Source organism: Psychrobacter sp. Ps3 (assembly GCF_022129275.1).
Classification (GTDB): Bacteria; Pseudomonadota; Gammaproteobacteria; order Pseudomonadales; family Moraxellaceae; genus Psychrobacter; species Psychrobacter submarinus.
The window spans coordinates 51,729-64,200 of sequence record NZ_JADQAL010000002.1 but is presented as its reverse complement, the minus strand read 5'-3'; the positions used below and the strand labels follow the sequence as shown (position 1 = coordinate 64,200).

General features: G+C 46.3%; 9 protein-coding genes. 5 read left to right on the top strand and 4 right to left on the bottom strand.

What is annotated here, in order from left to right; translation table 11 throughout:
* The first annotated feature begins 169 nt into the window (after positions 1 to 169).
* The 3 genes from I3248_RS00935 (at position 170) to I3248_RS00925 (ending at position 2,873) form a co-directional block, all read left to right on the top strand.
* The gene (locus I3248_RS00935; RefSeq protein ID WP_275949269.1) at positions 170 to 655 is read left to right on the top strand and encodes a prepilin-type N-terminal cleavage/methylation domain-containing protein; all 486 of its coding nucleotides are present in this window, start codon (positions 170 to 172) and stop codon (positions 653 to 655) included.
* Positions 656 to 878: 223 nt separating this feature from the next.
* Positions 879 to 1,280, top strand: coding sequence for a prepilin-type N-terminal cleavage/methylation domain-containing protein (locus I3248_RS12165; protein WP_275949268.1), 402 nt, complete (start codon positions 879 to 881; stop codon positions 1,278 to 1,280).
* 87 nt (positions 1,281 to 1,367) lie between these two features.
* Positions 1,368 to 2,873: a fused MFS/spermidine synthase gene (locus tag I3248_RS00925; RefSeq protein WP_238062212.1), complete on the top strand. Its 1,506-nt coding sequence runs from the start codon at positions 1,368 to 1,370 to the stop codon at positions 2,871 to 2,873.
* An 88-nt stretch (positions 2,874 to 2,961) separates the two neighbouring features.
* Here the strand turns inward: I3248_RS00925 and fdxA are convergent, their stop codons facing one another.
* Entirely contained in the window at positions 2,962 to 3,285 is a 324-nt protein-coding gene (fdxA, locus tag I3248_RS00920) for a ferredoxin FdxA (protein WP_201557522.1), read from the bottom strand.
* An 89-nt stretch (positions 3,286 to 3,374) separates the two neighbouring features.
* Positions 3,375 to 6,392 (bottom strand): DNA mismatch repair protein MutS, encoded by a 3,018-nt coding sequence (gene mutS / locus I3248_RS00915; RefSeq protein WP_238062211.1) that lies wholly within the window; start codon positions 6,390 to 6,392, stop codon positions 3,375 to 3,377.
* 298 nt (positions 6,393 to 6,690) lie between these two features.
* Between mutS and secA the strand changes: the two genes are divergently transcribed.
* Positions 6,691 to 9,507, top strand: coding sequence for a preprotein translocase subunit SecA (gene secA / locus I3248_RS00910; protein ID WP_238062210.1), 2,817 nt, complete (start codon positions 6,691 to 6,693; stop codon positions 9,505 to 9,507).
* A gap of 350 nt (positions 9,508 to 9,857) precedes the next feature.
* Positions 9,858 to 10,388 (top strand): hypothetical protein, encoded by a 531-nt coding sequence (locus I3248_RS00905; RefSeq protein WP_201600518.1) that lies wholly within the window; start codon positions 9,858 to 9,860, stop codon positions 10,386 to 10,388.
* Between the two features lie 118 nt (positions 10,389 to 10,506).
* Here the strand turns inward: I3248_RS00905 and I3248_RS00900 are convergent, their stop codons facing one another.
* Together I3248_RS00900 and I3248_RS00895 are read right to left on the bottom strand one after the other, a co-directional pair.
* Positions 10,507 to 11,208 (bottom strand): YsnF/AvaK domain-containing protein, encoded by a 702-nt coding sequence (locus I3248_RS00900; RefSeq protein ID WP_238062209.1) that lies wholly within the window; start codon positions 11,206 to 11,208, stop codon positions 10,507 to 10,509.
* Between the two features lie 171 nt (positions 11,209 to 11,379).
* A complete protein-coding gene (locus I3248_RS00895; protein WP_201558603.1) occupies positions 11,380 to 12,228 on the bottom strand; it encodes a PRC and DUF2382 domain-containing protein in 849 nt (282 codons plus the stop codon).
* Positions 12,229 to 12,472: the final 244 nt, after the last annotated feature.

Sequence of the window (12,472 nt, the reverse complement as noted above, 5' to 3'; positions counted from 1 at the left end):
GGTAAAAAATAGGGGTAAAACCCGTAAGCTCTTATTAATTCCGTCATTTTTTAGTTTTGGCATATTATGTGCAACTACTCAAATAAGGCGTAATAGCTAATTTTAATCTGCAAATCAAAGATAAGTCGTACTATAACTGACTATCTCTATACCACCCTAAGGAGTTCTTATGAACACTGCACAAAAAGGTTTTACCCTAATCGAACTAATGATCGTGGTTGTTATCATCGGTATCTTGGCGGCGATTGCTATTCCTCAGTATGGTAACTATAGTTCACGTACTCGTGCTGCTGCTGCTGCTGCTGAGTTAGCTTCTGTTAAAGCAGCGGTAAATGAGTGCATCGCTATTACTGGTAAAATTACAGGTTGTAATGATGGTACAAATGGTATTCCAGCCACAGATACCACAGCCGGCTTTACAATTACTAAAAACGTTACTTCACAACCAACTGTAGCAGACGGTGTTATTACTGCAAATACTGGTGCAACAAGCACTACAGGTGATGCTTTAACCTATGTCAACACACCTACGATGGGTGCAGATTCTGCGAACATGACTTGGACCAATAGTGGTACATCATGTAACTCTACTCGTGGCTTTAAGCCTGGTACTGGTGATTGTACTGCTGATTATACTGCTGGTGGTAGTGAATAATCAAGCGTAGGCTGGACTTTTAGCAAGCGTAGGCTGGGCTTTTAGCCCAGCTTATATCATGCTAAATTAATAAAATACATAAAACTATCAAGCTCTAGGAAATCTCATTTAATACTAAAAAAACCAAACGTGCTGTTTGGTTTTTTTTGTTTAAAATAAGCTTAAACTCAATTGGCACAGTCTCTGCATCGTGGTCTATAAAACAATAATTGACTACAACGCCATGAAATCTATTCAATCGTCTAACCAAAACGATTGCCAAGCGATAACGTTAAGTATTCAGTCCGGCTTTACCTTAATAGAAATAATGATCGTAGTGGCTATTATTGGGATATTAGCATCGATTGCCATTCCTAGTTATCAGTCAAATGTTAGCAAGGCGCGGAGTCATGCTTGCTTATCAGAAGCAAAAAGCTATAGTAACAATGTTCTATACACCCTTAATGACCAAGATGATAGCACCGTACCGATTGCACCGACTTTAGGCGCTTGCCAATCAATCACCGATGCGACTGGATGGACATTAGAAACTCAGCAACAGATAATCGCTGTCGCTAAATCGCCTTCTAGCGCTCGTATCGAGTGTGATATTCCTAATGGTTCGCCTTGTCGAATAATACCTTAATTAAATTCTTTCTATTAAACCAAACAACCACTTCCCAAACACGCCCAACCTCCAATAGTGTAAAATCACCGCATCTAAAGAATAACGATGACTTATTTTATGCAAAAAAAGGTGTTAGGCGTTTGTCTCACTATCGCGCTACTCGAGGGCTTTGCCGGTTTAGGGATTGAGATATATGCCATTCGTATCTCCGCCACTTATATCGGCTCGTCCATCTCGATTACTGGCGTTATCCTCGCGATGGTACTCATTGCCATTGCCGTGGGTTACTGGTATGGCGGTCGTCTCTCGCAAGGCATTCACACTCCAAGACAAGCGCTCCTCAAGGCCGGACACGTTTTATCCTTATCGGCTATCTGTCACGCGATCGCTTGTATTATCCAATTGCCACTTCTTGCCGCTATGACCGCCAGTGTCGATAGCCCGATTATCGCCGCTATCGGTGTCGGGCTATTATTCGGGGTAGGGCTAGCGTTTGGCTCGACCGCTATTCCGCTAATTACTCAGTTTTTATCTTTAAAGTATGAAAATCATGACGGCGTTGATGCTGGCAAGAACGCTGGGATGATGGTGGCGATTACCACCGTCGGTAGCGTGCTCGGCTCGACGCTGACGCCGATATTGTTGCTGCCTTATATTGGCCTGATGAGTAGCCTCGCGTTATTTATCGCCGCTTTAGCCATTAGCGCTTATTTATGTACGCGCTTAGCAGTGCAAGTTGCGAGTGATGAGCCGCTAAGTTTATCGACCCATCGCATCAATTATAGCCTTGCTATCGCTGCAGTCGCGGTGACTTTTATTTTTATATTCTTGAACAAAGTCGATACTGGCTATCAAACGGCAACAAACGCTTGGTTTATTAAGCAAACCGTCATCGATAAGCAATTAGCGGTGACTATTACCGATAAACCCGGACAGACGACCAGTAGCTGCTGGCTCTATCTCGCCAAAAAAAACTGCCACTGGTACGGCAAGATCACTGTCGAGGCCATTGATGACATCAAACCTGAGACTTTAGTATTCCTTGGCGGGGCAGGGATGGGCACGCCTAGCGAAGTGGCGCACCACAACCCGGATATGGCGCTGACGGTTATCGACATTGATAAGGGGTTACCCGACATTGTAGAAGCGCACTTCTTAAAAGCACCAATCGCGCCCAATATTAAGTTCATCGGTGATGATGCGCGTGGCTATTTAACCCGTCATCGTGACGCCAGCTATGACTTTATGCTGATTGATGCCTTTCAAGGGCGTCATGTGGCAGGGAACTTGTACACTATTGAAGCACTACGCCAGTTTCAGGACAACAGTAGCTATATTATGGCCAATATGATCGGCAAGGCCAACGCAGAGCATGGCTATAGCCAAACGCTATTTAACAACTGGCATGAGGTATTCGGTGATGACGCTTATATCCTCACTAAGACGACAACGAATCCGAATAATAGCGAGGCGATACAGAACATCATGCTTTGCAATTTTCAATGTCCGGGTAGCGTCAAGCTTACGCAAGTGGCGTTCTTTAACCCCTCGCAAGCGCTACACACCGATGATGTGCCGAGGTTGGATCGGTATTATTATCGGGCGATGTAGATACCGCTCAATTAAATGGCTTACGGCATAAAAAAAGACCGCAGCAAAAGCTACGGCCTAATGTATAAAGATTTTGTTTATAGCGACATCACTTTTCTAAATACTGAATCTTACCTTCGACGCCATCCCACTTTTCGGCTTCTGGCATGGCTGGCTTCATCTCAGTGATATTTGGCCACTTTTGAGCAAGCTCGGCATTGAGCTCAATAAATATCTCTTGTCCTTTTGGCACTTCGTCTTCTGAGAAGATGGCATTGGCCGGACATTCAGGCTCACAAAGGGCACAGTCGATACACTCGTCTGGGTCAATGACTAAGAAGTTCGGTCCTTCATAGAAGCAGTCCACTGGGCAGACTTCTACACAGTCCGTATGCTTACAAAGGATGCAGTTATCTGCAACGATAAAGGTCATAGAGGGCTACCTGTTATTGGTTTGACGAAATGCTAAATAGCAAAAATAACGCATATTTTAGCGCTTTTATAGTGTTTTCACAAACCCCTTTAACGACTAATGAGTTGCTTGAGGGAGTAGAGCATATCATGCGCTTGCTTGGGCGTTAGACTATCAGGATCGATACTGTCTAATTCACTCTGTAGCGTAAACCACTGATTTTGCTGCTGATTATCTATTGTATTAGTAGACTGTCTATGGGGGCTATTGGCACTACTGTCTGCAAGGGTCTCATAAGGCTGCTGACGTTCTTCGATAATGGCATGAGTTAAGTCAGTTTTGTCATCAGTATGCGCGCCTTTGCTGTTATCAGCAGCGCTAGTAGTAGCAGTGAGCGTATCGAGCAGATAGCGTTTTGCATCAGCGAGCACTGCCTTAGGAATACCGGCCATTTTTGCCACATGTAAACCGAAGCTAGAGCTAGCCGCGCCGTCTTTGATTTTATGCAGCAGTAATAATTGACCATCGACTTCGCTGGCCGCGACATGGACGTTACGAATACCTTTGTTCTGCGCTGCCAACTGGGTCAGCTCAAAGTAATGGGTGGCAAATAACGTCAAGCAGCCAATCTCGAGCAGTTTGTTAACGCAAGCGTGGGCGATTGCGAGGCCATCGGTGGTTGCGGTACCGCGTCCGACTTCATCCATTAGTACTAGCGATTTATTGGTCGCTTGGTTTAGGATATTCGCCGTTTCTATCATCTCGACCATAAAGGTGGATTTGCCACCGGCAAGATCGTCTGCCGAGCCGATACGGGTAAAAATACGATCGATATCACCGATATGGGCACTTTGCGCCGGGACAAAACTGCCACAGTGCGCGAGCAGTACAATCAGCGCAGTTTGGCGCATATAAGTGGATTTGCCGCCCATATTAGGGCCAGTGATGAGCAGTAAACGCTCAGGATGCTCGCTTGCACCTAGCTGGCAGTCGTTAGCGACGAAATGGTTGGGAGCAGAGTGAGCGTTGGACTTGGCATGATTCACCCTTTGTAGTACTGACTCGACGACGACGTGGCGTCCTGCGCGGATATCGATACGGGTTTGGCTATGGGCTTGAGAGTCGCTATCTTTACTCATCACCGGACGCTGCCAGTCATAAGTTATGGCCAGATCGGCCCAGTTAGCGAGCACATCGAGCTGTGCAATAGCGGCGCTCAGTTGCTGTAGCTCCGCTAGATGTTCGCTCAGCTCGCTAAGTAGCTGCTGATACAGCTGCTTTTCACGGGCTAGCGCTAAAGTCTGCGCGCTTAAGTATTCAGTCTCAAGCTCCTTTAGCGCTTCGGTGATAAAGCGCTCAGCGTTCTTTAGCGTTTGCCGGCGGATGAAATGGGCGGGTGCCAGCTTTGCTTGCATCTTTGGTAGCTCAAAATAAAAGCCGCTGACCTTGTTGAAGCCGACTTTTAGACTCGGCAAATTATGCTGTTGCCGCGCTTCATCTGCCATATTATCGAGGGTGGCTTGGACATTATCATGCAAGTGCGTCAGCCGATCGAATTCTTCATCGAAGCCCGCAGCTAGCATCCCGCCATCGCGGATATGCGCTGGCGGCTCTGTAATGATAGCGCGCTCAATGCGCTGCGCGACTTGCTGTACGGCAGGTAAGTGGTCAGGCAACTGCTGCATGAGCATCGGCAGCAAACCGCTTTGCTCAGCCTTGATACCAGAGGCAGTTAATAAACGCGCGAGCTGTAGACTACTGGCGATACCGTCAGCGAGTTTACGCAAGTCACGCGGTTTGGCGCTCATCAGACCAATACGGCTACTGATGCGCTCGATATCGCCGATGGTATTTAGAGTATCGCGCACCTCACTGATGAGCGGCTGACTGGCTGTATGGTTGGCCGCTAATAACTGCTCTATAGCGGCTAAGCGCAAATTGATACGCGTATGCTGACGTAGCGGCCGCTTCATCTGTTGCACCAGCAGGCGCTTACCCATCGGCGTTTGACACTGATTGAGCACTGATATCAAGGACGTGCCATTACTACTGACTGGGGTGAACAGCTCAAGGTTTTGCTGACTACCTCCATCAATGATCAGATAATCGTCGCTGTGCTCAATGATGAGCTGATTGACCTGCGGAATTTGACGCTGCTGGGTTTGCCGCGCGTAGTGAATGAGCGCCGCGCAGCTGGTTTGTGCAAGCGGCGAGCTGCTAATACCTAAACCATCAAGGCGCTGCACTTGAAACTGCTCGCAGAGGGTAGCGCCAGCATGGTCCGGATGAAAATCGTTGGCCGCGACTTCGATAATAGGGCAGTCCAGCTCACTGCGTAGCCAAGCGAGCCACTGCTCATCGACGCCTTCACTAATGATACATTCACTGGGCGCAAACCGCGCTAGTACGGTAAGCATTTGCGTTTGGAGCTGGGCGCTAGCCGCATCGTAATCGGCTAAGCGCTCTACCGTTAGCGTCTGCGTGGTCAGTGTACCGGCAGCTAAGTCGAGCTGACTGATCGCAGCTTGTAGCGGTTGTTTACTGCTTTTAGTCTTTGATGGTTCTACAAAATCTGCCTGAATATCGATGGCGACGACGGTTGGCGTAGAGCCAGCGCTAATCAGCGCATCATCGGTGATGGTGCCTGCGGTTAAGGTCTTGACTACCTCGCGGCGCATGATGCCGCTAGCAGGCGTGGTTGCGGCATTCTTTTTTTGTTTATCGGCGAGCACTAGCGTATTATGATTGGCGGATTCATCGATTTGCTCGCAAACCACCACCGTCTCTCCCGCTGCAATCAGCCGCGCCATATAGCTATCGGCGGCATGAAACGGCACGCCGGCCATAGCGATGTTATTACCGGCCTTATCATTACCGCGGCGGGTCAAAGTGATGTCTAATATCTGCGCGGCGCGTTTGGCATCATCAAAGAACAGCTCATAAAAATCGCCCATACGGTATAGTAACAAAGCGTTTGGGTAGCTGGCTTTCATGGTCAGATACTGCACCATCATCGGCGTGTGATGCGCTAAGTCAAAGACGCTATCGCCAATGGTTAATAGGGTATCTGAATTAGAATCTGAATTAGAGTTTGAATTAGATAAGGAGCTGACGGGCTTAACAGGCATGCATAATCTCTTATAAAGCTTTTATAGCGAAAGTTGAGGGGATAAAACCTCGGCGCTAGAGCGAAAAATAGTGTCTATTTTAACACGAGAGCGGGCGCTTCATGGCAGCGAATATCTAGTCGATGTCCCTTGTATTCATCAGCACCATAACCATATATAATGGCGACAGACTGAGTTGAGTAATGAAAAGTTAAGTAATAAAAAATTAAGTAATAAAAAGTTGGGTAATAATAAAGCGTTGGGCTACATCTGGGCTTACGCGCTTTAATTATTGAATATTTCCATAGGTTAATAAATTATGTTATCAAAGATTGTAGGCAGTGTGGTTGGCACCAAAAATGACCGTGAGCTCAAGCGTATGCGCAAAGTGGTCGCTAAAATTAACGCCCAAGAGGCTGGCGTGCAAGCCCTGTCTGATGAGCAACTGCAGCAAAAAACGGCGGAGTTTAAGGCTAGGCATAAAAACGGCGAGAGCCTAGATGCGCTATTGCCAGAAGCGTTTGCTGTCTGCCGTGAAGCCTCACTGCGTGTCACCGGCATGCGTCATTATGACGTGCAGCTGATCGGTGGTATTACCTTGCACGAAGGTAAAATCGCTGAGATGAAGACCGGTGAAGGTAAAACTTTGATGGCAACCCTCGCCATGTACCTAAACGCCATCAGCGATAAAGGCGTGCACTTAGTCACCGTCAACGACTATCTAGCCGCGCGTGATGCCGACTTAAACCGGCCGTTATTTAGCTTTTTGGGTCTAAAAGTAGGCGTGATCTACTCGCAGCAGCCCGCGCAAGATAAGGTCGATGCTTATCAAGCGGACATAACCTATGGTACCAACAACGAATACGGCTTTGATTATCTCCGCGATAACATGGTCTTTAGCCTTGCAGAGAAAAAACAGCGTCCGCTGAATTTTTGTATTATTGATGAGATTGACTCCATCTTGATCGATGAGGCACGTACGCCGCTGATTATCTCAGGGCAAGCGGAAGATTCATCACGCATGTATGCGCTGATTAACACCATTATCCCGCTGCTTAAACGCTCAAAAGATGAAGAAGCCAATAAAGAGAACGAAGACGAAGACTTCTGGATCGATGAAAAGAATCGCCAGATTGAGATTAGCGAAAAAGGCTACGAGAAGATTGAGCGCTTCTTAGTCAAAGTTGGCGAGCTTGGTGAAAACGAGAGTCTTTATAGCCCAAGCCGTCTACCGCTGCTGGCACACGTACAAGCTGCCATTCGTGCTCATCATGTCTTTGTCAAAAACGTCCACTATATCGTTAATGATGGTGAAGTCATCATCGTCGATGAAAACACCGGCCGGACAATGCCGGGCCGCCGCTGGTCAGAGGGTCTGCACCAAGCCGTCGAGGCCAAAGAAGGCGTCGAGATTCAGGCGGAGAACCAGACGCTTGCGACCACTACTTTCCAGAACTTTTTCCGTCTGTATGACAAGCTATCTGGTATGACTGGTACTGCCGACACTGAAGCGGCAGAATTTAAATCCACTTATGATCTAGACGTTATTGTCATCCCAACGCACAAGCCGATTGCCCGTATCGATATGGACGATCAGATCTATCTGACCAAATTAGGCAAGTATCAAGGCATCATCCGCGAGATTAAAGAGATTCAGGCCAAAGGTGCGCCAGTGCTCGTCGGTACTGCAACGATTGAAGCGAGCGAGGAGTTATCGTATTTACTCGATCAAGAAGGCGTCAAGCATAATGTCCTAAACGCCAAGCAGCACGAGCGCGAAGCCGATATCATTGCGCAGGCAGGTAGCCCAAAATCCGTCACTATCGCGACCAATATGGCAGGCCGTGGTACTGATATTATCCTAGGCGGTAACTGGGAGTCGTTTATCGCAGATCCAGAAGCAGTAAGTCCGGATGAGATGCAGCGGCTCAAAGCCCAATGGCAAGAAAAGCATGATCAGGTCGTCGCCGCAGGGGGTCTACATATTATCGGCTCAGAGCGTCACGAATCACGCCGTATCGATAATCAGCTGCGTGGCCGTGCCGGTCGTCAAGGTGATCCTGGTATGTCACGTTTCTTCTTGTCTTTAGAAGATGATCTGATGCGTATCTTCGCAGGCGACCGCGTGGTCAACATGATGAAGGCAATGGGCCTCAAAGAAGATGAAGCTATCGAGCATAAGATGGTTTCTAAGTCTATTGAAAACGCGCAGGGTAAAGTTGAGAGCCGCGATTTTGATGCTCGTAAAAACCTACTTAAGTACGATGATGTCGCCAATGAGCAGCGTAAAGTTATCTACAGTCAGCGCGATGATTTGCTTGCGGATATGGACTTGTTAGAAGCTATCGAGGCGATGCATTACGATGTCTATAACGCAATGATTGACCAATTTATACCGCCAGGCTCTATCGATGATCAGTGGAATATCGATGGGCTAGAAGATGAGCTAGAGGACGAGTTCAAGCTCTACATGCCAATCAACGATTGGCTAGATGAAGATCGTCGTCTCGATGAAGAGGGTCTACGTGCCAAGATTATCCAGACGGCGTTAGAGCATTATCGAGGTCGCCGTGAGCAAATGGGCGAAAAAGAAGCCGCGCAGCTCGAGCGTCACTTTATGCTGCAAAGCCTAGATAAGCACTGGAAAGAGCACTTGACTCAGATGGATCAGCTGCGTAAAGGGATTCATCTGCGCGGTTATGCGCAAAAAAACCCCGAGCAAGAGTATAAGCGCGAATCCTTTGAGCTGTTCCAAATGATGCTTGGCGCGATTAAGTCAGAAACGGTACAAGACTTATCTCGCGTACACATTCCTACTAAAGAAGAGATCGAAGCGTTAGAAGCGCAGCAACGTGCGGATGCTGAGCGTATGCAAATGCAGTTTGAACACAAAGACGCAAGCGGCCTTGCCGGTAATGAGCAACAAGCGGCTGCTCATAACCCTAATCAAAGCCAAAATCAACGCCAAAGCCAAGGTCAAACGCAAACCGCACGCGCCAATCTAGCCGGCGCTGCAGCGGCGGGCGCTGCTAATGGCGCAGAGGGTAACCCTTACGCCAATATGAATATCAGCCGTAACGCGCCTTGTCCTTGTGGCTCTGGCCTTAAGTACAAGCAGTGTCATGGCAAGATCTAAGCAAAGCTGCGCTTAAGGTTATTTATAGCTGTTATAAACCCTTATCTATCTTGGATGAGGGTTTTTTTATAGCGGTGAGTTCACCTAATAAGTTGCTAAATCGACTTTAAAACCCAGTGAACTATTTGCTAATATAAAGCAAAGAGCTAGTGACAGTTATGCTTGGTTTGTATTTGAAGCGCAATGCTGCTCGTTTACAAATCCGATATAGGCGCAGAGACAGTGACAAGCTATAGTATTGAACGTCAAAGGTATTGAACATCAAAGGTATTGAACGTCAAGTTATAATAACTGATTAGCCTTACAAGTTAATATGGTCAGTTTATAGCACATATATTTAGGAGATAGGCATGAGCCTAGGATTATCAAAATCGTTACGAGCGTCTGCAATGATGACCGGAGTATTCGCTTGCGTCATTAGCCTCAGCGCTTGCCAACAAGAGCCTGAAACTGAACCCAGCTTAGAAGAAGACATTGCCGCTGAGCAAGCCGTGCCGATGTCAGCAGAACCTGCTGAGCCTAATGATACCGTCGTCGCACCTGATGCTACGCTCAATGAAGTACAAGACGATACGGTCGCTGAAGTGAACACTGGAATCACCCAAATCACTTATTTATGTGCGCCTGAGCTAAAAGTCGACGTCACTTATAAAGACGAGAGCAACGAAGCGGTGCTAAGTACAGATAAAGGGACGGTTACGGTTAATAAAACCAATGAAGGTACGAACCCAGAAGTCTACGAAGGCACCACGGCAATTGATGGTAGTGCAGGCTTCACCCAGTGGCGAGTGGCGCATCAAGCGCGCGAGACTGGCATAATTCGTACCGCTAGTGAAGGCGAGTCTGATATCAACACCTATCAATGTGATGAAATCGACTAGTATTGTCAGACTTAGTGAAGTATTAGACTTTGCTAAACTGTAAAAATAAAAAAAGCAACGCTGATATAAAGCAGCGTTGCTTTTTTTATTCGATACGGTTTTGACGAAAAATGCAGACTTATTTTTTAAGCGTATGTTGATTTTCGTGCTCTAATAGCCCTTCTTCTTTAACATCGAGCTCTTCATGCTTCAGTTCGACTTGAATCGTATCGGTATGGGTGTGCTTAGTTTTGCTAATATCGATTTCTTGGATAGCATAAGTATCCTTGGTAATGGTCGCTACTTGCCTGGATAGCACAATCTCCACCGGCGCATCACCAATCTCGACTTGCTTGCCATTAATAGTGACCACCGCTTTACTATCTAAAGTTGGCTCAACATGGCGCAAGATATCTTTGTCATCAAAATTACCTGATAGCATATTTTGGCTTTCACTATCTTCATAGGCGGTAGCTACGGTGATGTATTCTTCGACCAATTCGATAGGCACATCTATTGTTCTGGTGCGCGCATGCTTAGTGACAGTGACCTTGCCGACATCTAAACGCTCTTTATTGACTACAGGACGCTCTTCTAATAGCTCAAGATAGCCGCTGCCTTTATTGACGTTTGCTCCTGCTAAATGGTTGACGCCAGTTGCAGTGTTACTACCTTGACTTGTCACATCATCGGGAGCTGGAAGTTTATGCTCGCTGGCATGATCTTCTATTTTCTTATCCGTAGTATTGTCAAGATGCGTGTTATCAAGATGCGTGTTATCAAGATTAGGATTATTAATGTCGGTTGCTGGATTTAATGGTTTATTAGATTCATTATTCATAGTCGTCTTCCTTGTTATTCTCGGTTGTGTGCTATAGCTCATATAATAGCTGATAGTAGTAAGCTCACTCTGAACATAAAAAAAGACCAGAGACTAGCTCTGGCCTTAATCTACTGAGATGACTCAGCTGCTTCTAACTATCATAAAGTATTTTATGAGTAGTTTAGCTTATTACATACCACGAGCGCGGCGGACATCTTCGGCAGTGATATCGTCACGGCCATATAAGTTACCTTCACGGTCAACAACATTACCTTCGTCATTAACATCAAGCTCTTCGCGCTGAATGGTTTCAACGATAGTTTCAGTATGACGCTCAGTCGTTTTACCAACGCTAACTTCTTCAGTGACGTAAGTCTCTTTACCAACGCGAGCACGTTCTGCTTCTAGCTCTACTTCGACAGTTTCGCTTGCACCGGCATCACCGATTTTACGGTCAGTAACACGGTCTACGTTAGTACGCTGAATATTTGCATGTTCTTCTTCTAACTCAACATTGACGTTACGCTCTTCAGTTACGACATGCTTACCCACTTTGACTAGACCTGCAACGATACGATCTTTATTTACCGTTAGGCGTTCTTCTAGTAGCTCTAGAGTGTTTGGCGCATCATAATGGGTGTCGTCAATTTCTACACGCTCTTCAGCAGGCACAGTATCGGCTACAAAAGCTTGACGGTCTTTTTCGTACTGCTCTTTATAGCTGTACTGATAATCGTGATCATAAACTTCCATCGCTTCTACTTGTGATTTGGTCAAGCTATCAAAGAATACATCATCACCAACAATACGAGCGAGGCCTGCAGGTACCAATACTTCTTTTGAGCTGAACCAACCGCCTGCGTCGACGATTAAGTAGCGAATACGACCAGTGGTATCTTCAACTAGAGCGCCATCGATTTTACCGATTTTTTCTTCGTTGACACCATAAGCAGTTTTACCAGTTGGGTCATAATAGTCATCACCAATTAGGTCACGGTGAGTCGCTTGAATATCTTGTAAACGGATAAGTTGGCTCATTATTATCTTCCTTTTATATGAGTTAATTTTTATTGAAAATGAAAATTTGAATGATAAATACTAATACTTAGAATATAGCAATCAAAATCTTAACAGCTGATCTGATGGCCGCTAATTCTGTAAAATCTGTAAAATTTCAGTTCAGTAAGTGAATTAGTTATTGTCAATTACCTCACCTCAACTGGTTATTAGAATAACAAGAGCACGGGGCAGGGGGTATATAAGCGAGGTAGCAAAATGTGCG

Coding starts and splice junctions, on each gene's coding strand:
- I3248_RS00900 (WP_238062209.1), bottom strand. CDS start 11,208: ATGAATAATGAATCTAATAAACCATTAAATCCAGCAACCGACATTAAT.
- I3248_RS00935 (WP_275949269.1), top strand. CDS start 170: ATGAACACTGCACAAAAAGGTTTTACCCTAATCGAACTAATGATCGTG.
- I3248_RS00895 (WP_201558603.1), bottom strand. CDS start 12,228: ATGAGCCAACTTATCCGTTTACAAGATATTCAAGCGACTCACCGTGAC.
- fdxA (WP_201557522.1), bottom strand. CDS start 3,285: ATGACCTTTATCGTTGCAGATAACTGCATCCTTTGTAAGCATACGGAC.
- I3248_RS00905 (WP_201600518.1), top strand. CDS start 9,858: ATGAGCCTAGGATTATCAAAATCGTTACGAGCGTCTGCAATGATGACC.
- I3248_RS00925 (WP_238062212.1), top strand. CDS start 1,368: ATGACTTATTTTATGCAAAAAAAGGTGTTAGGCGTTTGTCTCACTATC.
- mutS (WP_238062211.1), bottom strand. CDS start 6,392: ATGCCTGTTAAGCCCGTCAGCTCCTTATCTAATTCAAACTCTAATTCA.
- secA (WP_238062210.1), top strand. CDS start 6,691: ATGTTATCAAAGATTGTAGGCAGTGTGGTTGGCACCAAAAATGACCGT.
- I3248_RS12165 (WP_275949268.1), top strand. CDS start 879: ATGAAATCTATTCAATCGTCTAACCAAAACGATTGCCAAGCGATAACG.